This window comes from Rhodanobacter sp. FW510-R10 (genome assembly GCF_058781105.1).
The window spans coordinates 2972928-2996833 of record NZ_JBYSWL010000001.1 but is presented as its reverse complement, the minus strand read 5'-3'; the positions used below and the strand labels follow the sequence as shown (position 1 = coordinate 2996833).

At 57.0% G+C, this 23906-nt stretch carries 19 protein-coding genes; 16 read left to right on the top strand and 3 right to left on the bottom strand.

Annotated elements, in window-relative coordinates:
• Positions 1–482: 482 nt before the first annotated feature.
• The 14 genes from AC3WJB_RS13040 (at position 483) to AC3WJB_RS12975 (ending at position 17302) form a co-directional block, all read left to right on the top strand.
• Positions 483–1226 carry a glycosyltransferase family protein gene (locus AC3WJB_RS13040; protein WP_492682200.1) on the top strand — a complete coding sequence of 248 codons (744 nt, stop codon included), beginning with the start codon at positions 483–485 and terminating at the stop codon, positions 1224–1226.
• A gap of 62 nt (positions 1227–1288) precedes the next feature.
• Positions 1289–2401 (top strand): glycosyltransferase family 4 protein, encoded by a 1113-nt coding sequence (locus AC3WJB_RS13035; RefSeq protein ID WP_492682198.1) that lies wholly within the window; start codon positions 1289–1291, stop codon positions 2399–2401.
• On the top strand, positions 2398–3492 hold the full coding sequence (wecB, locus tag AC3WJB_RS13030) for a non-hydrolyzing UDP-N-acetylglucosamine 2-epimerase (RefSeq protein ID WP_492682196.1): 1095 nt from the start codon (positions 2398–2400) through the stop codon (positions 3490–3492). Before AC3WJB_RS13035 ends, wecB (AC3WJB_RS13030) begins: the two co-directional genes overlap by 4 nt.
• 356 nt (positions 3493–3848) lie before the next feature.
• Positions 3849–4802, top strand: coding sequence for a Gfo/Idh/MocA family oxidoreductase (locus tag AC3WJB_RS13025; protein ID WP_492682194.1), 954 nt, complete (start codon positions 3849–3851; stop codon positions 4800–4802).
• Positions 4803–4811: 9 nt separating this feature from the next.
• Positions 4812–5402 carry an acyltransferase gene (locus tag AC3WJB_RS13020; RefSeq protein WP_492682192.1) on the top strand — a complete coding sequence of 197 codons (591 nt, stop codon included), beginning with the start codon at positions 4812–4814 and terminating at the stop codon, positions 5400–5402.
• Positions 5395–6492, top strand: a complete 1098-nt coding sequence (locus AC3WJB_RS13015) for a DegT/DnrJ/EryC1/StrS family aminotransferase (protein ID WP_492682190.1) — start codon at positions 5395–5397, stop codon at positions 6490–6492. The genes AC3WJB_RS13020 and AC3WJB_RS13015 overlap by 8 nt, the downstream gene beginning before the upstream one ends.
• A gap of 288 nt (positions 6493–6780) precedes the next feature.
• Complete coding sequence (locus AC3WJB_RS13010; RefSeq protein ID WP_492682188.1) at positions 6781–8514, top strand: asparagine synthase; 1734 nt, start codon at positions 6781–6783, stop codon at positions 8512–8514.
• 369 nt (positions 8515–8883) lie between these two features.
• Entirely contained in the window at positions 8884–9744 is an 861-nt protein-coding gene (locus tag AC3WJB_RS13005) for an ATP/GTP-binding protein (RefSeq protein ID WP_492682186.1), read from the top strand.
• Positions 9745–9921: 177 nt separating this feature from the next.
• The gene (locus AC3WJB_RS13000; RefSeq protein WP_492682184.1) at positions 9922–11730 is read left to right on the top strand and encodes a hypothetical protein; all 1809 of its coding nucleotides are present in this window, start codon (positions 9922–9924) and stop codon (positions 11728–11730) included.
• Between the two features lie 515 nt (positions 11731–12245).
• Positions 12246–13718 carry a lipopolysaccharide biosynthesis protein gene (locus AC3WJB_RS12995; RefSeq protein WP_492682182.1) on the top strand — a complete coding sequence of 491 codons (1473 nt, stop codon included), beginning with the start codon at positions 12246–12248 and terminating at the stop codon, positions 13716–13718.
• A gap of 471 nt (positions 13719–14189) precedes the next feature.
• Positions 14190–15277 (top strand): IS3 family transposase gene (locus tag AC3WJB_RS12990; RefSeq protein ID WP_492679314.1). Its coding sequence is split into 2 segments (ribosomal slippage): positions 14190–14442 and positions 14442–15277, totalling 1089 coding nucleotides; the frame shifts between segments, so codons are not numbered across the junction.
• Positions 15278–15339: 62 nt separating this feature from the next.
• Positions 15340–15900 (top strand): phosphatidylserine decarboxylase, encoded by a 561-nt coding sequence (locus AC3WJB_RS12985; RefSeq protein WP_492683202.1) that lies wholly within the window; start codon positions 15340–15342, stop codon positions 15898–15900.
• Positions 15893–16096 carry a hypothetical protein gene (locus AC3WJB_RS12980; protein ID WP_492682180.1) on the top strand — a complete coding sequence of 68 codons (204 nt, stop codon included), beginning with the start codon at positions 15893–15895 and terminating at the stop codon, positions 16094–16096. Before AC3WJB_RS12985 ends, AC3WJB_RS12980 begins: the two co-directional genes overlap by 8 nt.
• 225 nt (positions 16097–16321) lie before the next feature.
• The gene (locus AC3WJB_RS12975) at positions 16322–17302 is read left to right on the top strand and encodes a glycosyltransferase family 2 protein (protein ID WP_492682178.1); all 981 of its coding nucleotides are present in this window, start codon (positions 16322–16324) and stop codon (positions 17300–17302) included.
• Positions 17303–17401: 99 nt separating this feature from the next.
• Here AC3WJB_RS12975 and AC3WJB_RS12970 read toward each other — a convergent pair whose 3' ends face one another.
• From AC3WJB_RS12970 to AC3WJB_RS12960, 3 genes are all read right to left on the bottom strand, one after another.
• Positions 17402–18445 carry a GNAT family N-acetyltransferase gene (locus tag AC3WJB_RS12970; RefSeq protein WP_492682176.1) on the bottom strand — a complete coding sequence of 348 codons (1044 nt, stop codon included), beginning with the start codon at positions 18443–18445 and terminating at the stop codon, positions 17402–17404.
• A 5-nt stretch (positions 18446–18450) separates the two neighbouring features.
• A complete protein-coding gene (locus AC3WJB_RS12965; protein ID WP_492682174.1) occupies positions 18451–19362 on the bottom strand; it encodes a polysaccharide deacetylase family protein in 912 nt (303 codons plus the stop codon).
• Between the two features lie 277 nt (positions 19363–19639).
• Positions 19640–20857, bottom strand: a complete 1218-nt coding sequence (locus AC3WJB_RS12960) for a polysaccharide pyruvyl transferase family protein (protein WP_492682172.1) — start codon at positions 20855–20857, stop codon at positions 19640–19642.
• Between the two features lie 724 nt (positions 20858–21581).
• Here AC3WJB_RS12960 and AC3WJB_RS12955 point away from each other — a divergent pair.
• Both AC3WJB_RS12955 and wecB (AC3WJB_RS12950) read left to right on the top strand, forming a co-directional pair.
• Entirely contained in the window at positions 21582–22286 is a 705-nt protein-coding gene (locus AC3WJB_RS12955; RefSeq protein WP_492682170.1) for a hypothetical protein, read from the top strand.
• A gap of 457 nt (positions 22287–22743) precedes the next feature.
• Positions 22744–23904: a non-hydrolyzing UDP-N-acetylglucosamine 2-epimerase gene (gene wecB / locus AC3WJB_RS12950; protein ID WP_492682168.1), complete on the top strand. Its 1161-nt coding sequence runs from the start codon at positions 22744–22746 to the stop codon at positions 23902–23904.
• The last annotated feature ends 2 nt before the right edge of the window (positions 23905–23906 follow it).

Below are 23906 nucleotides of genomic sequence, written 5' to 3'. Positions count from 1 at the left end.
CTAGCAGCGGACACTTACGCCCGTTGGGGTTCGCAAGATATTTACCGTTATCCGGCTGGTCATCAATAGGATTATCCGCCAGCAGACATGCATACTCACAAACTGACCCGGCGAGCGAGAATCTCATTCCAGAGGGCTTTCCTGTGCATCGTGCATTCTCGCTGGACGCACGACGACATTTTGGAATTCGTGGAAAATACCCGCACGTCCTGGCCCTGCCTGATCGTTGGGCGTCCTGGTGGCCGGCAGCAGTGTATGTTGGGCTTCGCCTTATCCGCCGCTATGACGTGCAAGCGATTTGGTCCACCTATCCGATCATGACTGCACATTGCGTGGCGCATACCTTGAGCCGCCTGACCGGGCTACCGTGGATCGCGGACTTCAGAGACCCTGTCGCAAGCTCTGTTGCGGGGCGGGACAGGCTCACGCGATCCACGCAGCTTCGCTGGGAGCGTCGTGTTCTGTCCCGGGCAAATTATTCCGTGTTCACAACGCCGGGTGCCATGTGGTCGTACGCCGAACGCTATCCGAAGATTCATGGCGAAGGCCGCCTGAAGGTGATTTCGAACGGGTTTGATGAGCGAGACTTTGCAGAGCTACCACCATATCGATCCCCCTTGGGCGGGCGCCCCTTGCACCTGGTGCACGCTGGTGTCTTGTATCCGTCAGGTCGCAGCCCACTACCTTTTTTTGAGGCATTGGCGAGGCTTCGTAACTCTGGGTTTCTGGCCGCACACGAGATCAGGGTGACGTTGCGTGCCAGCGGTTCCGAAAGGCAGTTTGGCGCGGAGCTGGACCGTCTGGGTCTCCGGGAAGTAGTCGACTTGGCGCCGAGTGTGCCCTATCGCGAAGCATTGGCGGAACAGGCCCAGGCCGACGCACTGCTGCTTTTCCAGGGTGATCAGTACGACCACCAGATACCCGCCAAGCTATACGAATATCTTCGGATTGGTCGGCCAATTTTCGCGTTGTTGGGGGAGCGGGGGGATACGGCGGCCGTATTACGTGAAGCCGGCAGTGCGAACGTAGTGCCAATTGAGGATGTATCGAGCATTGAGCGGGGACTTGCGCAATTTGTGACATCCTTGGTCAACGGGGAGGCCATTCAGGAGCGCCGATGTGACATTGCAAAATGGTCGCGCCGCCAGGGAGCTGTCGAGCTCGCACAATTGCTTGACCATATGGTGGAGCGAGCGAATTCAAGCCCGGCACGAGATCGCAGTTGACGATAGCTCGAAAGTAAGCCATTGATCGGCCAGGTAATATTTAGATTCTCACTCCATATATCATGATTAGAATTTGCCACCTGGCATCCAACCATGAGGGACTTGACACTCGCATCGCGCTCAAGGAGTGTGCATCGCTGGCGTCCGCCGGTTACGACACGCACCTGGTCATCACGGCATCGGCGGCGGACGCGGCGAAGGCTGCTGAGAGCGGTGTCATAGTCCACCCCCTTCCACAATCGTCTGGTGGCCGACTGGCGCGGATGTTCAGGCATACCTGGCACTGTTACCGAACCGCCAGTCGTGTCCAGGCTGCAGTCTATCATTTCCACGATCCTGAGTTGATTCCTTATGGCATGCTTTTCAGGCTGTACGGACGGCAGGTAATTTATGACGTGCACGAAGATTATCCGCGAGATATTCTCGACAAGTACTGGCTACCCAAGTGGATTCGCAAACCGGTAGCCGATGTCGTCAGTGCGTTGGAATACATGGGCGCGCGCTGGCTCTTCAGCGTTGTTGCGGCTACCCCGGCTATTGCGCAGCGGTTTCGGCAAATCACATCGAAAACCGTCAACATAAACAATTACCCACGACCCTCCGAGTTGATGCCGCCAGAAACATCCGTACGACGTGCATTTCAGATTTGTTATGTCGGTAACATCACCCGTTTGCGCGGCTTGCGAGCGATTGTTGATGCGTTGCCACTGGTTCCGCAAGTCACGTTCGTTTTATGCGGTCAATTTTCGGAGCCAGGCTTTGAAGCGGAGCTACGGGCCCAACCGGGATGGCGGCAGGTGAGGTTTCTTGGCAAGGTTAACCGTGAGCAAGCTCGGCAAGTAATGGCGGAAAGTATGGCTGGTGTGGTGACCTTCCTTCCGGTGCGCAGCCATCTCGATGCGCAGCCGAACAAGCTGTTCGAATACATGTCGGCCGAGTTGCCTGTGATTGCCTCGGATTTTCCATTGTGGCGGGAGATAGTCGTTGGCACAGGGTCGGGAGTTTGTATTGACCCGCAATCCCCCGCGGCCATTGCCGCCGCGATCCGCATGCTGCACGAGGACCCGGACAGTACCGAAAGCATGGGGAAGGCTGGACGCAGGGCAGTGCTGAGCACCTACAACTGGCCGAATGAGGCAGCAAAATTGGTGCAGTTTTACCAAGGATTGGCATGAAGATCGTTACCGTGCTTGGCGCGCGTCCCCAGTTCATCAAGGCCTCCGTGGTATCTGCGGAAATTGCCAGGCGATTGATGGTTGAGGAGGTCGTGATCCACACCGGCCAGCATTTCGATGCGAACATGTCATCGGTGTTCTTCGCCGAACTGGGCATGGCCGACCCCAAATATCATCTTGGCATTCATGGCGGCCATCACGGCAGGATGACCGCACGCATGTTGGAGCGTATCGAGCAGATCCTGCTGGAGGAACAGCCCGACGTGCTACTGGTGTACGGCGATACGAATTCCACGCTCGCAGGCGCCCTGGCAGCCGTCAAGCTGCACATTCCCATCGCCCATGTGGAGGCTGGTTTGCGGTCGTTCAATATGCGGATGCCTGAGGAGGTCAACCGTATCCTGACCGACCGTGTGTCGACCTGGTTGTTTGCGCCGACCGCCGTTGCGGTCACCCATTTGCGGCAGGAGGGGATCAACGCGGAGGGCATCCACGAAGTGGGCGACGTGATGTACGACGCAGCACTTCACCATGGTGCTCGCGCCGCGGAGTCGGGGAACAAGCGGGTAGCTGGCTTGGAGTTGCTACCGGGTGGTTATGTGCTGGTCACGGCTCACCGCGCGGAAAACACGGATGATCCGGATCGCCTGCAAACAATACTGGAAGCGGTCAAGCGCGTCGGCAGGCAGATACCGGTATTGTGGCCATTGCATCCGCGGACACGAGGAGCGCTGCGAAGTGCAGATCTGCGCGCACTCACGGAGAATCAGGTGCACGTCGTTGAGCCCTTGGGCTATCTGGATATGGTCTCCGCTGAGCGGCACGCGGCGGTGATTGCGACGGACTCGGGAGGCGTCCAGAAGGAGGCGTTCTTCCACGGGGTACCGTGTGTCACTTTGCGCGAAGAGACGGAATGGGTCGAACTGGTAAGCGCCGGATGGAATCAGCTGACGCCGCCGAATGATGCCGAGCAGGTAGCCAACGCGATCCTGGCGGCTCGTGGAACCCGTGGTGCGCCAGTGGCGCCTTACGGTGACGGTCATGCGTCCGAGAAAATTGTTGCCTATCTGACATCGCAGTACCGGGGTTGAACGCAGAACCCTCCCATCAGGTAGAGCCCAGCTTGGGCGCGATGTTAATCACGTTTCGTGATAATTTCACCCGAATTACCAGTTGTGTGGTCGCAGCGCTCGATATTACACGTCTTAGACTGTTGTTTTTGAGGTTGGAAGGCAAACGAAACTTTCATCAGAATGCCCGTTAATTCAGATCCTCTGGCGAGATACAGTTGAGTCATGTAGTCCCTTCGGATCATCCGAGCGGTTTGCAGGTTCGACTAGAAAATGGTGGAAAGCGACAGAGGCGGCTGAAAGTTGGATTTGGTATCAAAAGGGCTTTTTAATCAGGTGCATGCGCTACTGACTGTTAGAATTGACGTGATAAAAAAATGAAAAACTTCGGATTAATCGGTGTGGCGGGTTATATCGCACCGCGCCACATGCAAGCGATCAAGGATACTGGCAACAAGTTGGTGGCGGCGCTGGATCCCAGCGACTCCGTGGGCGTGATCGACAGCTATTTTCCGACAGCGGATTTCTTTACTGAATTTGAGAGATTCGATCGGCATGTTGACAAGCTGCGTCGCTCCAATCATGGTAACAAGCTGGACTTTGTTTCAATTTGTTCACCCAACTATCTGCACGACTCGCATATGCGTTTTGGCTTGCGTTCTGGCTGCGATGTCATTTGCGAAAAGCCGTTGGTGCTGAATCCTTGGAATATTGATGGCATCAAGGAAATCGAACGAGATAGCGGACACCGGATCAGCACCATTCTGCAGTTGCGCGTGCATCCATCCATTATTGCATTGCGTGAAAGAATGCAGCGAAGTGCAGGTAATACACGACATGAGGTGGATCTTAGTTACGTCACTGCACGCGGTCATTGGTACTTGCGCTCATGGAAGGGCGATATAAAGAAATCCGGGGGTATCGCCACTAACATTGGCGTGCATTTCTTCGACATGTTACATTTTATCTTCGGAGATCTTCAACTCAACGTCGTACACCACAACGAAGAGACCAAGGCTGCAGGGTACCTAGAGTATGAGCATGCCCGGGTGCGCTGGTTTTTGTCGGTTGATATTGAAGATGTACCTACAGCCGAGCGTAAGGCGGGCAAGCGTACGTATCGCTCCATTACCGTGGATGGCGAGGAGATCGAGTTTTCTGGGGGTTTCGCGGATCTGCACACGCGGTCATACGAACGGATCCTCGCCGGACAAGGTTACGGTTTGGAGGAGAATCGCACAGCCATAACTGCAGTGGCCACTATTCGCAATGCCAAACCGATAGGCTTGAAGGGGGATTATCATCCTTTCCTCAAGAATATCAGGCCTTGAGGAAATCCCATGGGAATTTTCGTTCACCCCACTGCCATCATTGATGAAGGTGCTCGCATTGGCGACGGTTCTCGGGTATGGCACTTTGTCCATGTCTGCGGAGGTGCGTGCATCGGTGAGGGCGTATCATTGGGCCAGAATGTATTCGTGGGCAACCGGGTAATCATTGGTGACCGTTGCAAGATACAGAACAACGTTTCCGTGTACGACAACGTCACACTGGAAGAAGGCGTGTTCTGTGGACCGAGCATGGTGTTCACGAACGTATACAACCCGCGGTCCCTGGTTGAACGCAAGAATGAATATCGGGATACGCTGGTGAGGAAGGGTGCGACGCTGGGGGCCAATTGCACGATCGTTTGTGGTGTCACGATTGGCGCTTTTGCGTTCGTGGGAGCGGGCGCCGTGGTTACACGGGACGTGCCGTCCTACGCGTTGATGGTCGGCATGCCGGCGCGGCAAATCGGTTGGATGAGCGAGTTTGGCGAGCGCCTGACACTACCACTCGAAGGGGACGGGCATGCGGTCTGTGTTCACACCGGGGCGCGTTACACATTGACGGCCGGTGTCTTGGTCAAATTGGAGTCTTTGAATGATTGAGTTTGTGGATTTGCAGGCCCAGCGGGCCCGCATCAAGGCCGAGATTGACAATGCCATCCGAGGCGTGTTGACACACGGTCGATTCATTCTGGGGCCTGAGGTGACCGAGCTGGAGCGCAGGCTCGAAGCCTACACGGGCGCCAGCCATTGCATCTCCGTCGCGAATGGCACCGACGCACTGCAAATTGCCCAGATGGCACTCGGGATCGGCTCGGGCGACGAGGTCATCATGCCGGGCTTCACCTATATCGCCACGGCCGAAACCACGGCATTGCTGGGCGCCAAGCCCATCTATGTGGACGTTGATCCACACACCTACAACCTCGATGCGTCACTGCTGGAATCTGCGATTACGTCCCGGACCAAAGCCGTCATCGCAGTCTCTCTCTTCGGGCAATGCGCCGACTTCGACACCATCAATGCTATTGCCTCGCGGCACGGTATTCCGGTCATCGAAGACGCGGCGCAAAGCTTTGGCGCAAGCTACAAGGGACGCAAGAGCTGCAACTTATCCAATATCGCCTGCACCAGTTTCTTTCCGAGCAAACCACTTGGTTGTTATGGTGACGGTGGCGCTATTTTCACCGCGGATGGCGACCTCGCGAAAAGCATGCGGCAGATTGCACGGCACGGTCAGGACCGTCGCTATCATCATGTGCGTGTGGGCGTGAACAGCCGACTGGATACGTTGCAGGCTGCCATATTACTGGTGAAGATGACGATACTGGACGACGAGATCGCTGCACGCCAGCAGGTGGCGGCTATCTACAGCCGCTTGTTGGCTGCAGCTGGTGTGAGTGCGCTGCCGCAGGTGGGCGCCTACAACGAGAGTGCATGGGCGCAATACACCATACAGGTCGAAAATCGCGACGCAGTGCAGACGCGACTCGCAGCGGTTGAGATTCCCACTGCCGTGCATTATCCGATACCACTCAATCGGCAACCGGCCGTTGCATCGAACGTTGAGCTACCGGTTGGCGATGCGGTGGCGGGGCGCGTCCTCAGTTTACCCATGCATCCGTATTTGATTGAAAGTAGCCAAACATCCGTTGTAGAGCATCTCGAAGCCGCGCTGCATGTACCTGCGTGACATGCTCGATACATCTCGTGACCGGCTAAGCTTCGCGGCATTTCGTCGATCATGACGGTGCTGATCATGTCTGATTGCGAATCGTGGCAGGCGACTGCAGCAACGGCTTCAGACTTACACTGATGCTATGCTTGGCCGCGTTTAGTGGGGTGCCGATCGCGCGAACGCGCACGCATACCCTCGAGGTCCAGCTCACTTTTTTACTGGTGAGCGTACGATCCCGTAGGCCAAGATGGCCACGTGGTGACACCCAAAGCGTCATAGGGCATTGAGCCGCGAGGAGAGCTGGTGCTGAATGCATTGTCCGTTTTCCTTTCCGGTGGCGATCTGGCAGGACAAACTCGCGCCACGAGCTCATTCGTGCGTCAGGGCTTCGTTCCCGCTGCGCACTTCGACTGGAATGGGGGGTGGCTCAGTGCTTGGTCGCATCCCGCTCAGCAACACGTAGAAAATTGCAGTGTTGAAACTCCATTAGGAAGTGCCTGCTGCGTCGGGCCATTGTGGTATCGGGGCAAGTTTGGCACAGGGGCTTTGGCGGCACTGGTTGATGAGATTCACCTGGCCGGATGCATAAACGAGCGCGCGTTGCGTGGAAACTTTGCGCTCTACCTTAATGTGGGTGACCGCATTTGGCTAATGAATGATGCGCTTGGATTCGTTCGGGTTTATGCGAGCGCCGATGGCTGTTTCTTCAGTACAAGCTGGCTTGCCGCCTGCGCCTATCTGGAACGTGTCGAACTCGATGAGGCGTCGGCCATTGAATATGTGCTGCTGGGTGCCGCGCATTCCCGCTACTCCGTGGCGCAGAACGTCAATCTGCTACCGCTGGGTCAGGCCTATGATTTGGGCCGCAGGTGCACGTGGCAGCGTTTCCCGTCCGGACTCGCCTCTGAAGTCCAGGCTTTTGACTCGCTCGACGAGGCAGTAGACATCGTCGCTGGACATTTGCGCGAGGTGTCTGCCGAAGTGGCGTTGGCCTTTCCCGATCGGATCAATGTGGCGCTTTCGGGCGGCTTCGATTCACGCACGATAGTCGCCGGCCTGCTCGCGGCTGGTGAGCGTCCGCAGTTGTTTGTGTACGGCACGACGAATTCCACCGACGTACTCGTCGCAAGGATTGTGGCGAGCTCGACAGAACTGGAGCTTGACGTCATCGACAAAGGTGTCTTGAGCCGTGACTCGCCATTGCCGAACATCGAGTCTCTCGAGCAAAGCGCGTTGTTCTTTGATGGCCTTCCCAACGATGGCATATATGATACGGGCACTGACCGACAAACCAGGTTGCAGCAAAATTCGAAGGGACACATCGCTCTGAACGGCGGCGGTGGGGAAATTTTCCGCAATTTTTTCCATCTTCCCGATCGCCATTTTGCGGCAATCGATATCGTGCGCTCCTTCTACCGTGGATTCAGCTCGAGGGTTTTTCGCGGCGCACAGGGACTGTCCAACTACGAAACGCGTCTCGCGGCTTCCATGCAGGAGATCTTGGGTGTAGCCACGGATGCAAACGTCCGCCTGACGCGTCCACAAGTCGAACTTCTTTATCCGTTGTTTCGTTGCCATTACTGGATGGCGGTGAACAACAGCGTCGCTGTGCGCCACGGTTACTACGTCACGCCACTGGTGGACCTGGAGTTGATGCATATGGCGCAATACCTGCCGCTCCGCTACAAAAACGCAGGCGCCTTCCAGAGCCGTCTGATCAATGCGCTCCATCCGGGAATCGCCTCGCAGCCCTCGGCGTACGGTTTTCGTTTTAGCGACGGGCCCGATCGGAGGGCACAGTTGGCCGAACGATTAGCCTGTGCACGTCCAGTGGGACTGCGGCCGCTAATCAATGCCGTACGCCGAAACCTGCGCAACGTTCGAGTTGCACCTGCCACGTTCCAAAGGTACCGGGGCCTACTGCCGGGTGAGTGGCGTCTGGATTCATTGCTCGACTTGCAACAGTTACCTGATGACGGTGCCTTGGGGCGTGCTCTTGCTGTGGAAGTGGTGTGGCGGCGCCTATTTCAGCAGTAGTTTCGCGAGTTCAGGCCGGTGTTTGGTGAAAACTCCGTGTGTTTAGATCGTGACACTGACGCCGCGAAGCGCCTTTTTACTTTTTTACAAGTCCATCAAGGCCACCTTGTCAATCGGAGGACAATGGTCGATCGCTCACTTTGGACTTGAGTGGTGCATGTTGTCAGCCGCCGCCACGTGTACCATCTGTGCCCACGGTGGTCCGCGACTCAGCCATCGCTTCGATGTGTCGGCCCCGCCGGTATTCCTTTACTGAATCGGACTTGAGTGTGAACAGAGTTAAACTTTCTCTCGTCGGGTAATCGAAGCTGGATACGTTTGAGGCAATATCAACCCATAGCAGACCTCCTCTGACATCGCGTAACCAACATGATTCCAGCAAAAAGGTTTCTAGGTTCACCACTCGATCAAATTACACCAGAAGCAGAGGAAGAATTCTTTACTTCACTGAGGCTTCGGAACGGAACTTACAAGACAACGTTCCAAAGACGCTTTTCTGAGATCAATCATGCATTGCGCAAATTTCTCGAGTCGGGGGATATCGCTGTTGGAAGCGTTTTGGATGTTGGAATTTCTTCGGGTAGCAATACGGTGGAACTCTACCAGGACTTGGATTCTGCGGGCTATAAAAGCAAAATTGTTGGGACTGACCTGATGCCCGATGCATGGCTTGTCCACGTGTTCCCGGGTTGTTTCGCACTGGTGGATGACACTGCTTATCCACTGCGGTATGACGTTTTTAATCGAAGCATGAAGCCTTGGGTAACCAGAAATGATTATAGGAGCGTGGTTTTCATTCTTCGTAAGTGTATCAATCTTGTGCTGGGATTTCGTGCAAATCAATTGATGCGGAATCCCAGATCAAAAGCGATACAGAAGGTTGAGCTTGTTACGCCAAGGCTTCGTGAACATGCAAATATCATCGTCCAGAAAGATAATATTACAAAGTATAATCAAGCATTCGAAGATAGGTTCAATTTCATTAGAGTGGCGAATGTGTTGAACAAGAGTTATTTTTCTGATGAAGAGCTTACGGTCAGTCTTGGCAATATAAGACGATATATGACAAGGCCGCGAGGTGCCCTTCTGGTAGTCCGCACCCATGAGGACGGTACCAATCATGGCACCTTGTTTGATATTGACGGAGGCACAGGGTGCAAGGTTCTTCAGCGCTTCGGCCAGGGCTCTGAAATCGAGGACATCGTACTTGCGTGCATGCGCGGGTCTTGACGTAAACCATCCAAGAGATTCCCCCATCGTTCAGTGCTGTGCCAGCACGGCTATCGACGCCGCTTTGGCTGGCCAGCTTCTTCAATCCTGAAGGGCGAGCGTTCATGAGCTGGCTAGCTTGTAGTCGCGTCAGTGTATCGTGTCATCCACCCCCAACACTTTCCCGGAGGTTGTGCGATGTACGGACCGTTCGCGTTTTCCCGTCGCCGTTTCGTGAAGGTGGCCATGGGCTTGCTGGGCCTCGCCACCGTAGTGCCGCTGCGGCGCGCGTCTGCTGACCCACTGATGCCGACGTCCAGCGATGATGGCGGGCATCTCGTCGTCGTGAAGGTCGTCGACAAGGATCGTACCTGGCATGCGCAGGCGCGCGTTGGCGATGACCCGAAGGTTGCTGCCAAGGTTGTGCGATTCACTGACGCAGACGGCAACCCACACCGTGGGTTGGAAGCATGGTTCTACGCCGATTGCGTGGAAGCGGGGGCAACGCGCCTCGACAATGCCTACGACTACATCAACTGCAAGGCGGTGACGGTCACGTACGACGGTCAGGATGTGCCGGTTCCGCCTAGTAGCAAAAAGGATGGGACGTTCGACTTCTGGCGCGGCTGTCGTTCGCCGGCCATCCGCTACGGAAAGCAAGTAGGCTGGAGCGCGGACAGGATTGACTGGTCACTTTTGCCCAGCTACGCGCTCGACCCGCAAGCACCCTGGGATGACTCCAAAGTAGATTACAGCTTCAACGGCTTCGGCAATTGCACGACGCGCACGATGGGTCAGGGCGGTTCACGCCCGGACATCGGCTACATGCCCACGTGGAATATGGCGTTTTTGTGCAATCCGAGCGACGCGACGTGGGCGGTGGTGCGTCGTACCGAGGATCACATCGGCGGCTGGGGCGGCGTGTACTTCAGCGACCCGGAAACCGGTCGCATCGTGGACATCCACAAATACCCGAACACGACGACATTGCCGCAGGCGCAAGTGAGCAGCTACAAGAACAACGCCCTGGTGCCGTACCTGGGCAGTTACGATGGCGACACGCTGATCCCGGCCAAGGGCGCGCCGAAGTCATGGAGCACGACCGCATCACCGTTGGTGCCGGACAGCGATCACCTGACCGGTTACGCGTTGCTGGCGGCGATGGTCACCGGCACCGCACGCGACCGCGACCATGCGTCATTCTGGGGAAACTACCCGCTGATCTGCGTCGGCCCGCAATACACCGCATCAGGCGGCGTGGCGTCGGGCGCACAGCGTAGGTTCGCCTGGTGCTTGCGCAACCTGTTCATGGCGTCGTATGTCAGTTCGGACCGCCAGTATTTCGCGGATGAGACGGCGCGTAACCTGCCGATAGCCATGGCACATGCGAAGAGTCCGTTCGGGATTTATGACGTGAGCGCGACGTATCCTCGGAATGCTGCGGATGCCGGCGGGTATCGCGGCATGGCGACCTGGCAGCAGTTTTATCTAATGACGACATTAGATGCCGTGTCGTACAAAAACAAGGAATGGGTGCCGTTCGCGCAATTCCTAGCGAAGTTCATAGCGACTTGGTACAAGTATCCGTTCTCGCTGGTGCAGACCGTCTATTTCCTGATGGTATTCAAACCTGACGGCACTCGCATGACCGACTTTGTAGAGATGACCCGCATGTCGTTAACACAAAACCACTATAGCGCCGAAGATGCCAACGCGATTGTGTCAGCTACTACGGTCGAGGAAGCTTTTACGGCCGTGCGAAGGCATTTCACCAAACCCGATGGCACGATCACGTGGGACGGCAAGTGCGTCAAGGGGGTAGCAGACTATCAGGGACTGATTCACGCGGACGACGCTTATCCGGCGATGGCGGGTGCGGCGACTGTGTGCGCGGCGAATACCGGGGCCGATGGCACGGCCGCGGCGTTGGCGTACTGGCGGGTGCTGCCGACCAAGCCGAACTTCAGCCACGACGGAAAGCTCAATTTCAAGCCGCGCAAAGCATAGATCGACAGGCATGGAAGGCAGCATGGATTCTTCTTACGATGCGAAGCTTTCAAGCGGCCTATGAAGCCTTGCGCAGTTAGCCAGCGATGGCTGGAGCGGCTTTTGTATCCTTTGGAGATGCGTCAGTATCGCACTCGGACCATGTGGCATGGAGACGGTGGCCGAGGTCAACTCGACGAATATGCAAAGGATTGAGCCAATTAACCTGATGTTGCGAGACTTGGTGCGTACTTGGCCAAGCCGGGCATGAATCTATCGCTTCACCCATATGTAGGCTGCGTCAAACGGGGACGTTGTTCGATACTGTGTGAAATGGATGTTGCTCGATTATGCGGTGTCTCGACCTTGGCTCTGAGGTCGAAGATATTGCATTAGAACGCATGCATGAGTTATGAAGCGGCTTCACAACCAACAAGAGGCTTGATTAGTGCCTACCCTCGGGTGCGAGCGCCATTCGGACCGACATCGGGGAACTCTCAGATCATCAATGAAAGTATCGACGGGCGATTGTTGAGATGTCTGCCAAGAATTTGAGTGTGAGGAGGTCTTTGTTTTTCTCGTTCGCAGAAAAATACACCTCATTTGTGTTCGCCGTGGCAGCAATCGTCATTGTGAGTCGGCTGCTTACGCCGAAAGAGATCGGTGTTTACTCAGTCGCCGTCGGCCTGACGACGTTGGCGAATACGCTGCGGACCTTTGGCGTCAGCAGTTACCTGGTGCAGGTAACGCATCTGACCGAGGGCATCATCCGCACGTCTTTCACGATCAACCTCATCATTGCGTGGGTGCTCGCGGTGGCTCTGTTTGCCACCAGCTGGAGAGTTGGAACCTTCTTTCACGATACCGGTGTTGGGCACGTCATGCGCGTGCAAAGCGGCTCGTTCATCCTGGTGCCGTTCGGGATCACGGCGATGGCGTTGTTGAAGCGGAATATGGCGTTCGGCACGCTGTACAAGATCAATGTCAGCTCGAGTATCACGAACAGCTGCATGACCGTTGGCTTGGCTTTCGCTGGCTTCGGTTATATGAGCATGGCCTGGGCATCGCTCGCTGGCATGCTGGTGATGGTGCTCGGTTGTGCCATCTGGGGCCACGAGTACAGGGCGCGCGGGGTTGGCTTGTCCGGGTGGCGGGACATCCTGTCGTTCGGAGCCAAGATGACGGCCACGGATATTGCAGTGGACTTGGGACAACAGTCGGCGAACATTGTGGTGGGCAAGATGCTGGGGCTGGCGGCCGCAGGGTTCTATTCGCGAGGATACGGACCTGTCAACATGTTCCGGGAGAAGGTTGTGGCCGCTGTCAAAGCTGTCACGTTTCCTGCATTCGCAGCTGAGCATCGTGAGCGGGCCATGGCACCGCAGTTGTTCCTGCGGGCGCTCGTCTATCTTACCGGCATCAGTTGGCCATTTTTTGCGTTCGCTGCGTTGATGGCATTTCCAATGATCCGGATCATGTTCGGGGATCAATGGGATGCTGCTGTCCCGGTGATGCGCTGGTTGTGTGGGGCGGCTATCGTCGGAACCTTGATCTACCTGTCCAACTCGTTTTTCGTTGCTGTTGGAAGGGTGGGGCCGTCGGCTGTCGTCGAAGTCCAGTATCAACTCGCGGCTTTGGCGCTCGCGATCGCGGCAGGTTTCTTCAGTGTCGAGGCAGTGGCCGCCTCGCAGGTGCTTGTCTATGTTATCGCCGCTAGGCTCTATCATCGCAAGATGCGAGATTTCGATGCGCTTGCGCTGGGTAAATGTGCGCGCGCGTTGATACCGAGCGCTGCGGTTACCATAACAACCATCATCGTGCCGACTGCGGTGCTGTTTTGGCCGGGTTTGCTCAGCGAACACTTGATCCCAGCTTTTGTCGTTGCCGTTCTGGGCGCGGGAGGAGGTTGGCTCGCTGGAATTATTGTCGTAAAGCATCCGTTGCTGGAGGAACTACGCCTGACAGCATCGCGTTCTTGGGGCACTCTTGGCAATTTCCGCAAGGTTTAGGTGCGGGTTGACGTGATTGACGACCTGGAATGTATTGGTTCGGAACAGGTCTGGTGTGGCGACTGACAGAATGTCGTGATAGTGCTAATGGGCCATGAGGCAATCACCATCGACCCAGTTTCGAGCCTCCTTGCCGGCGTACTTCTGCCGCCGCATCACGCTGCTCTTGTGTGTGCCGGGCTTCAGCCCGAGAATTCGGTCCCACCGTCGAAGGCACCATATCTCGCCGTACTTCAGATTGACGAGATGGATGACCCACTAGCGCTATTTTCAGGAAGTGGCCACTGATGACGCTCGTTGCAGTTGTGCAAATAGTGGTACTAGTGGCACTCGCCATCGCGATTGTTCTGTGGGCGGTGTTCTTTCCCTATCCTTCACCGCTGGTTCGACGCTTCCTGCCGCGGTAATCCCCCCGCCGACTAGTTGACGCCAGAAGTGGAATTTTCTCGTAGTCTGACCCGAGGAGGTTCCATGAAGAAGTCCCGTTTCACCGACAGCCAGATCATCGCCGTGCTCAAGCAGGCCGAGACCGGCACGCCCGTGCCGGAACTGTGCCGCGAGCACGGCATCAGCTCGGCGACGTTCTACAAGTGGCGCAGCAAGTTCGGCGGCATGGAGGTGTCCATGGTCGCGCGGATGAAGGAGCTGGAGGATGAGAATCGGCGGTTGAAAAAGATGTACGCCGATGCCCAGCTCAGCGCCGACCTATTGAAGGAGGCGCTCGCAAAAAAATGGTGAGGCCATCTCAGCGCCGGGAGATGGCCAGGCAGGCGGTAGCAGGCGATCGCACAAGCATCCGGCATGCCTGCCGGACGTTCGATATCAGCGAGACGTGTTTTCGGTACCAGGCCAAGGGGAGCGAAGAGAATGCACGGATTGCCGATTGGCTGGTCCGACTCACAACGGCCTATCGTGACTGGGGGTTTGGCCTGTGTTTCCTGCACCTGCGCAACGTCAAAGGCTTTGGCTGGAACCACAAGCGTGTCTACCGTATCTACCGGGAGCTGGAGTTGAACCTGCGGATCAAGCCGAGGAAGCGCCTGGTGCGCGAGCGTCCCGAGCCCCTGGCCGTGCCGGCGGCAATCAACCAGGTCTGGTCCATGGACTTCATGCACGATCAACTCAGTGACGGTCGCAGCTTCCGCTTGTTCAACGTGCTGGATGACTTCAATCGCGAGGGGCTGGGGATCGAGGTTGACCTTTCGCTCCCCGCAGGTCGGGTGATCCGGGCGCTGGAGCAGATCATCGAATGGCGAGGGAAGCCACAAGCGATCCGCTGCGACAACGGCCCGGAGTACATCAGTGGTGAGCTGCTGGCCTGGGCTGAGCGCCACGGCATCCGGATCGACCACATCCAACCAGGCAAGCCGCAGCAGAACGCATACGTGGAGCGCTACAACCGAACTGTGCGCTACGCCTGGCTAGCCCGCATCCTCTTCGACTCGATCGAACAGGTGCAGGACCATGCCACTCGCTGGCTCTGGACGTACAACCACGAGCGCCCCAACATGGCGCTCGGTGGTATCACGCCGATGCAGAAGTTGGCGCTTGCCGCTTAGCCCCACTTTTGGCGTCTGCTAAAAATGGGGGGATTACCCCGCCACGCTTGCGCTGGCCGGAAATGCAGATCCGTGGGTGGCTGAAAGATAGACGCTTTCAGTCCGCGTTCCTCAGGTACTTTAACCGCGACCCGAAGCGCACGCCTCCGCCCGGGAAAAGCGTGCTCGCACCTGCGGACGGAATCGTGACCAGTGCAAACGTAAGAGACGGAGTGCGCTACCTCGTGATTGCGCTGAGCTTTTGGGATATGCATGTGCAGCGCAGCCCAGCGTCCGGAAAGGTGCTTGACGTGCAAGCCCATGGTGATGGTTTCATGGACGCTGAGGGAAGGGATTTTGCATTTTTGCGTGAGAAGTCCTGCCCTGTGCAGAAGCGCGTAGTGATCGCAACTGACGCCGGGCGGATTGCGGTGCGGTTGATTACCAGTCTCGCGACGCGGCGTATCGAAGCATGGGTCCAGAGCGGAGAGCAGGTCGAGCGTGGACAGCGAATAGGCCGCATCTTGCTGGGCAGTACCGTGGTACTTGAGCTGCCTGCCGCCACGGAGTTATTGGTACGCGCGGGCGATCGGGTGTGGGCCGGAGAAACAGCCATTGCAGGAGAATTGAGTGCCCATGAATGAATATTTCTGGGTGTCCGGTCATCTTGGTTGCGGTGTTTTTGCGCTGGCAGTCTTCACCGGTTTATGGTTGCTACTGTCTGATCTGGCCTGGCGATTGCAAAATAGCAGGATTGGCCGGCTCGCGATGGTGATGTCGATTGGCTGGATCATCGGAGCGGGTCTGATCCTGCTGGGGTTCCATCTCGATAGTCGATAATCTAACCAGTCTGAGGGTTCGTTGCCTTGCTGCAGACAACTCCCCGGTGCAGCGGCACCTCCTCGTGTTGGATCCAGATATGAAAACAAGTCGCCAACAGGAAATCCAACGTGCAGTTGTCAGGTCCTCAGGTGCTGATACAGTCTCCTTATCGCATCGCGGGCAGCACGCAAACGCCACACCGGTGCCGGATAGGATCACACGGTACCGAACAGTTACCCCGTCTTGACTATTTCCACTAACATATTTCGTATGTCGTCGCCGCTTGTCTCAGTCATCATCCCGGTCCGCAATTGCCGTGAGTATATTCACGAGGCGATTGCCAGCGTCCTGGGGCAGGGCTACGCGAATCTCGAGGTCATCGTCATTGATGACGGATCTGACGATTATCGATATTCAGAACTCGAGGAATGGGATAGGCGAATAACCGTTCAGCGGTTATCAGGCATGGGTGTCTCACATGCACGCAATACCGCGATGAAGCTGGCGAAAGGTGTGTACTTTGCCTTTCTGGACGCTGACGACATCTGGTTCCCAGGCAAGCTGGTCGCGCAGATTGACTATTTCGAAAGGAATCCACACGTCGGTTGTGTCTTTGGCGCCTTTGCGAGGTGGGAACGTGATTCTTCTGGCCAATTTCCAACTTCATCGTCGTTGACTACAGATTGTCGCGCGCTGACTGAAAGTGAGCCAGCTCGGTCGGGTTGGATTTATACACGCTTGCTGATGGGGCAATTGGTCGGCATGAATACTGCCGTGATCAGGCGAGAGGTTTTCGAACAGCTCGGCGGCTTCGACGAGTCCATGCGGATTGGCGAGGACTATTTGTTCTGGCTGAAAGTGTCTCGTGCTTTCGAAATGCATGCGCTCGCCGGCACTGTCGCGCTATACAGAAATCATGAATCGAGTGCGATGAGACGCCTAGGCAAGCGAAATAACCTGGCGATCATGCTGAAGGCAGCGGTATCCCGCTGGGGCCTCTCCAATCCGGATGGTACCGAGCTAGGTCAACGCGACTTCAATATCAGGGTTGCCGCGATAGAGTTCGACCATGGTTATAATCATTTCTGGTTTGGATCGACTGCTGTAGCGTTACGCTCGTTATTCAACTCACTTCGAGGCGGCTTCCGGCCCGCACGTTCACTGGCATATATTATCTTGTTGCCCGTAAGGAACTTGTTGCCGAGACAAAGGCGTCGTTCGTAGCATTGCCGTGGTGTCTATACGGCACTGGATTCAGAATGAAATACCACGTAATGCAGGGACGCCTCGAGGAATCGAGGCGGCGTAAATCCCTCAGGTGGTTTACGACCTGCGAACCCGCCAACCGATGCTAATCGCCAAGCTGGCGATCCAGCCGCGTAATCCGGGTGCTAGCCAAAGCCCCCTTGCATAATGGTGCTCCTCGTTGGCGAAATCCCGTTTAGCCTGCGAATCACCTTCACCTCGGTCGAATACTTCGACTCCTTCGTCCGGAGCAGCTGCGAACATTTGCTTGAGCAAGATTCTGCCTGGGGAGTAACTCGCAAATTGTTTGTCGTAAGTCGGGAACCAGACGTGGAGTACGTTCCGACATTTCAGGCCGAAATGAGCCGCGACAATCTGATCGCCGCATCTCAGTACCGACAAAATGCCGCTGCATTCGGCCTCCCGTGTGCGTGACAGCTGCCTCAGAAGTTCGGCGTAGGCGTTATCGAATAGAGCCGCATGTACCTTACCTGTCCTCGAGTACTGAGCCCTTTTGGCCTCGATGAGCCAAGCCAGGTCTACATTCGGAACTGTGGATTGCCATTCGAAACGAAGTGGCCCAATTTCGTTCCGAAGCTTCTTCTCTCGCCGATCAGTATCGGTGACGATCTTCTTGTCGATGTGACGTAGACGTACCCAATAGTCTCCGGCGGGTAGCCCAATGCGCGTACGTAGACCAACCCTGCGCTCATCGCCGTCCAAACCGAAACGTGCCTGAGTCTGGTCCAGATGCGTGAACAAGATGGCGTTGATCCGTCCGCGCGTAGCCGCTAGGAGCTGGGCCGGGGATAGTTGAATGCCTCGTTTGGCAACGACCCCGAAGTAATCGGTCATGACGTCGCCAGCCGGCTCGAAGACGCCAAACCGTGAAACGAAACCATGCCTGGATTGAATGGGAAGAAAAAACGCTGGCGCACCGTCATCGTAGCCGACGAGGATGCGTACGCCAGGATTCAAGCGCGCAACCTGATTGATATAGGTGCGACTCAGAAATGCCTGATTGAGATCCGCATCCGCCGCGTGTAAATCATCCCAAGCCAGGGATTCCGTCTCGCTCAGCTCGTCGATCTTCCTGATGAAGAGATTTAAGCCCAGTTTCATTACTGTTACTTCGAACGGGGTCGAAAGAATAGGTAGGTGGCCAATTTCGCAGGATCGACACCCGATGAACCAGTTGTCCAAGAGTTCTCAGGGACGTGTATACGGCCAATATCTGAGGTCCATTTTACACGTGTGTCCATCAATATCGGAGCACTGCTGAAGCACATCGTGAATCCCGCACGTTTCGCCAGTGTTTGCACTTTTTCGTTAACCGCTCCGTGGGGAAATGACATGATATCGGCTTCGGCCCCGAGTTCCTTCAAAAGGACACGGCTATGTTGAAGGTCCACAAGTGGATCTTGTAGCACGACGAGCGGAATATGCGAATGTCCGTGCCCTGCAACCTTGATCCCTTGGAGGCTGTGTACTTCCTGGCGAGAGAGCATCTGCCGCCCTGCTACGGGAGGGACATTCCACGATTGCAGGAAAGCCCGGCGAGCATCGGCCATCATTCCGCCGACGCAAGCGGTTACCCGGTAGATTCGAGTTTTACGGTCCTCGTCCTCAAAGGTCGGGATGCGCAAAGACGATTCCAACTTGTCCAAGTTGCCCGCGGGCAGCATTATTTCGACGAGTGCGTCCTGCCACCAGCGTTCGTCCAAATCATCCAGCACGCCGGTTGCCAAGAAAAGTACCCCGGGTAACCCGCGCTTTTTGAGCTCAGGTAACGCATAGAGCGCTGTATCCCGCCAGCCATCGTCGAAGGTAATCAGGCCTGCCCTATGGGGTAGGCCTGCCATGGTTCCAGTATGAGCCTTGAGCTGGTCGAGATCGATGACGTTGTAATGCCTACGGATGAAATCGAGACATTCGCCGAATCCTTCACAAGTAAACGTATATTCGCGTTCGGCGCGATCGTATTCATCCGAGTTGACGGGTAATACACGATGGAACATGAACACGGTCAACGTGTTCATGTTTCGCACACGATGCGCCAACCCCAGTAGGCCTGACCGGTAAAGGAGAGTGCGGACGGTAAACTTTAGTCTCGGCATCAGGCGTCGTTGATTAATTGGATCGACCGCAACAATGACGGAAACGCTTGAGCATGCGGCGGTGGTGGGACGAGCGCCACCCAGTATCCGATACCCTCGGAGGGCTTGCTGCGAAGGCCGCCAGCTTGGCCCGTTGATCCGCATGCGTTCGGAGGCCACTGAGTGCCAGCTACCGAGCATTTAGTACGTAACACGCGTGTCACGGAGTCGAGAGACTTGCTCGTGTGAAATCATGGGTGATGCGCTCGAGGCGCTCGCGCGTGGTCGAGATAGCTTTCTGGTAGGGAGAAGGATCGGCTAGAACGTCACCTACACGTTCAATCAGGGCGGGTGCAGTCAAGTCAGCAGCGGGTATGCAGTTCTTTTCCAGTCCAAAGAGTTCCAGAAAACCCCTGTGTTTAATGTCATAGGCCAGTGCTATGGCAGGCGTGTCCACGCTATGCGCAAGGATGCACGAGTGCAACATGCCGCCGATATGTAGGTCAAGCTCGGCGTAGCCCCTGATCAAGGTTTCCGGGTTACCTTGGATCACTTCCATCTCGATGCCATCCAATGCAAGAAGTTTGGGAACGACCAGCTCAGCGTCGAAGTGGACAAAATAGCGAAAGTCACAATGATGCTCGGCGCGTATGGATTTAATGGCTTTGGCGACGATAGGTAGATTTCTTTGTAACAGCTTGGTCGAAGAGGGCCCGTGAAAATTCAGGTTCAACCCGATCAGGGGGCGTCGCCGCTGCGAGCTGGGCGGCACTGTATGTCGTATGTTGTAGAGGTGTCCTAGATGCAGTGCGGGATCGCCTGTGAGTTCCACGCGCGTGTCCGTGTAGCGTGAAAGAGTCGCTTGCGTAAATGAATCGCGCACGGAGATCGCTTTAGCCCTCGACAGTAGCTCGCGGAGGTTTGCCTCGATGGCTGGAGCGATGTCGACGATACCGCCGTTCAGCGTGAGCGCACTTGGTTGGTTTATGCCGACTCCAAATAGAATGGGTCGAATCTTCCATCGTTTGAAGAACTCGATATCCTGTCTTAGGCGGGGACCTATCTGTCCCTTGGCATCAAAAATAATGTAGCCGCTGCCTGCAATGACGAAATCTGACCATGGTGCCTCCACCGACTTGGTCTGGCCCCATCGGATCGTTTCAACGGAGGCGTCAGTGACATAGCTACACGCGAAGCGTGTCACGGACTGGGCGATTGCGAGGTCACCCTGATTAATTGTGCGAGGCGAAACATAATTCCGGAAGTCAAGACTACGTAGGTCACCAGCCAGAAAGCCTTTGGCATCGCGCTGGAACGCGCGGTTGCGTTTTATAAAGTGTACGAGGGCGCTAATTCGCCCGGGTGGAATTGGGGGGGTGGGTTCGGCCCCATAGATGGCCAACCTCTCGATGGTGGTCTGGTGTATATCACTATGCATGGTCGGGAACCTTACGCAGCTGTGCTCCTAGCCGGGATTGGCCCGGGGAAATTGGGTTGCCTTTGCGATGGTTTGAATCACGCGCAAGCGAAGTTTGCGCGTAGGTTGCTACTGCGTGATGGGAGGGCGACAGTATGCTCAACTTCTAGATTAGACGCCTGTTCATGCCGGATGGATAGCATGTCATCGTCGAGCCTTTGGAATATGCCTGCGTTCACGCCAGCTTTCTACCCTCCCGTCCGTTGAACTGCTACGGTAGTTCCGAAGGATGATCAGTCGGTCAGGCCACCTCGCTCCGCGGCGTGTGTCGACGACAGGAACCTGCAGTTTGGTTGAGCGCTCGTTCCTGCACTGCCAAGTGTACTCACATACCGATTCCGCAGAATAGCCTTCACGGCGCCGCAGTTCGTTCGCAACCTGCGGTGGACCATTAGCCTCCCGCCACCCGTCTTGAGAACCGGCGCGCGAAAGCTCGCCGGTCGGTGGTGGAATGGAGGCTCTTTTCGCTCAAGCGGTTACGCATGGACCGTGGAGCAGCAGCGATACCATCGACTCCACGCCTACATCAGCGGGTGGTCCATCTACGTTTTGGTCAGTGATTGAATTCACCCCACAGTTTGAGCGATCCATTGACATGCGATGAGGGAGTGAGTCGGATGTCGGTCTCCGTAAATCCGGTCGTCGGCCAAGGAATCCGCCCCGTCACGCGGAGGATTGAGTGACTATGCGCCACATTTGGCATGCGTTGATCTACCTCGGCGACGGGGCAGTGCTGCTGCCGTGTGCGGCGCTGCTCTTTGTGTGGTTGATCGCGGCCCCTGCCACCCGGCGCACGGGGTGGTGGTGGCTGCTCGCCGTGTTGCTGGTAGGTGGTGGGACGGCGTTGAGCAAGATGTGGTTCATGGCAACGGGGTGGCACCCGGCGGGATGGAATTTCATCGGCCTGAGTGGACATGCTTCGCTCGCGTTCCTGGTCTGGCCGTCGGCAGCCGTGCTGGTGACCAGTTGCCGGCGGACTGGGTTGCGCGTTCTTGCCGTGGCGTCGGGAGCGGGCCTCGCCCTCGCCATCACCACCTCGAGTTGGGTCTTGCAGGATCATTCACCGTCGGAGCTTGCGCTTGGAGCACTCTGGGGTGGCCTGGTGGCGGTGGTTTTCCTGGCCATCGCCTGGCGGCATGTGACGGAAGCACCGTCGCTCCGCGGTTGGGTGGGCGTGAGCCTATTGTTGCTGGTGGCAATTTCCTTTGGCCACAAATTCCCCTCCGCGAGCGTGCTTGGCTGGGTCGTGTTGCAGGTGAATGGGCATACGGCCATCCACACGCGCAGTGACCTGGGACCGTGGGCGCAACTGCCAAAAACCACGCTGCAGGGTCGGTGCCCGGCATCATCGGCAACGCGGGCGCACATGCCGCAGCGGGCCCATCCATGACCGGCGCGGAACACCGCGACGCCGGTTGGCCCTCGCCGTTATGCTGCCTGGCCTGACTCCTGCTGCAGGCCGCGGGCGCCCGGGAACCGTTCGCTTGCACGACGCTTCCTTAAGGAAGGGCTGAATAAGTGCCTTCATCCCGAGGAAGGGCACTGCTGTCCGGGACGTTTCGAAAACACCGGGATGCCTCTGCAAGATCGCGAAACACTCCATGTCGTCGTTTCCGCAAAAGCGGGAATCCAGTGTTTTGGCCAGCCCTACGGAGTTCAAGAGCCTGGATTCCTGCTTTCGCGGGAATGACGATAAAGAGCGAGTTGTTCAGACCTTTCTCAAGGCCGGGCCGCCACAAACCTCGGCCAACGGACCGGTCGGGGAGCGTGCTGGCGGGAAACCCCGAAACGCGCGTAACACCGCTGTACACTGGGCGTGACACGCAAACCCAGGGAGAGACTTCTTCGTGCAGCGGCTCAGGATTGATTTGATTGCGGCCGCCCGGCCGAACTTCATGAAGGTTGCGCCGCTGTTCCATGTGCTGTACGGGAAGCCGTGGTGCAGTGTGCGACTGGTGCACACGGGCCAGCATTACGACCAGAACATGTCGGAGGCATTTTTCCGCGACTTGAAGTTGCCGCCGCCGGATCTGCATCTGGATGTGGGCAGTGGCAGCCATGCCGAGCAGACCGCCCACGTGATGCTCGCGTACGAGCGAGCCTGCATTGTGCAGCGGCCGGACCTGATCGTGGTGGTCGGGGATGTCAATTCGACCGTGGCCTGCGCCCTCGTCGGCACGAAGCTGCATGTGCCGGTGGCGCATCTCGAGGCCGGGCTGCGCAGCCGCGACCGCCGCATGCCCGAGGAGATCAACCGGCTGGTCACCGATGTGATTGCCGACATCCTGTGGACGCCGTCGCCGGATGGTGACGAGAATCTCGCCGCCGAAGGCGTGCCAGCGGAGAAGGTCACCCGCGTCGGCAACATCATGCTCGATTCCTACGAGCTCATGCGCGAACGCATCGAGGCGAGCGGCGAACGGCACAAGCTCGGGCTGGACGGACACGAATACGGCGTGGTGACGCTGCATCGTCCGTCCAATGTGGACAGGGCTGCGCCGCTCACGGCCCTGGTCGCCCAGCTGACCCACATCGCGGCCAGGCTGCCGCTGGTGTTTCCGGTGCATCCGCGCACGCGCAAGAATCTGGAAGCGTTCGGCCTGTGGCCGAAATTGGCCGAGGCGTCCGGCCTGCAGGTCATCGATCCGCTCGGCTACGTGGACTTCATGAACGTGGTGTGTGGCGCGCGCCTGATCATCACCGATTCGGGGGGTATCCAGGAGGAGACCACCTATCTCGACATACCGTGCCTGACGGTGCGTACCACGACCGAACGTCCCATCACGATCACGGAGGGGACCAACCGGTTGGTGACCGCCGGCGAGCTTGTGCCAGAGGTGGAGGGGATTCTGGCCGGACACCGGACGCATGGACGCAAGCCTGAGCTCTGGGATGGCCAAACCGCGACGCGCGTGGCGGCTGATATCCACCGTCGCCTGGTGAGCGTAGTGTCCGGGGAAACCGCGGTACCACAGGCCTCCGGCGAACATGTGCAGCGCAGCGCCTGAAC

What these genes read in the sequence shown, in the direction of transcription:
- AC3WJB_RS13035 (WP_492682198.1), top strand. Translation starts at nt 1,289, where the DNA reads ATGATTAGAATTTGCCACCTGGCATCCAACCATGAGGGACTTGACACT.
- wecB (WP_492682196.1), top strand. Translation starts at nt 2,398, where the DNA reads ATGAAGATCGTTACCGTGCTTGGCGCGCGTCCCCAGTTCATCAAGGCC.
- AC3WJB_RS13025 (WP_492682194.1), top strand. Translation starts at nt 3,849, where the DNA reads ATGAAAAACTTCGGATTAATCGGTGTGGCGGGTTATATCGCACCGCGC.
- AC3WJB_RS13020 (WP_492682192.1), top strand. Translation starts at nt 4,812, where the DNA reads ATGGGAATTTTCGTTCACCCCACTGCCATCATTGATGAAGGTGCTCGC.
- AC3WJB_RS13015 (WP_492682190.1), top strand. Translation starts at nt 5,395, where the DNA reads ATGATTGAGTTTGTGGATTTGCAGGCCCAGCGGGCCCGCATCAAGGCC.
- AC3WJB_RS13005 (WP_492682186.1), top strand. Translation starts at nt 8,884, where the DNA reads ATGATTCCAGCAAAAAGGTTTCTAGGTTCACCACTCGATCAAATTACA.
- AC3WJB_RS13000 (WP_492682184.1), top strand. Translation starts at nt 9,922, where the DNA reads ATGTACGGACCGTTCGCGTTTTCCCGTCGCCGTTTCGTGAAGGTGGCC.
- AC3WJB_RS12995 (WP_492682182.1), top strand. Translation starts at nt 12,246, where the DNA reads ATGTCTGCCAAGAATTTGAGTGTGAGGAGGTCTTTGTTTTTCTCGTTC.
- AC3WJB_RS12985 (WP_492683202.1), top strand. Translation starts at nt 15,340, where the DNA reads ATGCAGATCCGTGGGTGGCTGAAAGATAGACGCTTTCAGTCCGCGTTC.
- AC3WJB_RS12980 (WP_492682180.1), top strand. Translation starts at nt 15,893, where the DNA reads ATGAATGAATATTTCTGGGTGTCCGGTCATCTTGGTTGCGGTGTTTTT.
- AC3WJB_RS12970 (WP_492682176.1), bottom strand. Translation starts at nt 18,445, where the DNA reads ATGAAACTGGGCTTAAATCTCTTCATCAGGAAGATCGACGAGCTGAGC.
- AC3WJB_RS12965 (WP_492682174.1), bottom strand. Translation starts at nt 19,362, where the DNA reads ATGAACACGTTGACCGTGTTCATGTTCCATCGTGTATTACCCGTCAAC.
- AC3WJB_RS12960 (WP_492682172.1), bottom strand. Translation starts at nt 20,857, where the DNA reads ATGCATAGTGATATACACCAGACCACCATCGAGAGGTTGGCCATCTAT.
- AC3WJB_RS12955 (WP_492682170.1), top strand. Translation starts at nt 21,582, where the DNA reads ATGCGCCACATTTGGCATGCGTTGATCTACCTCGGCGACGGGGCAGTG.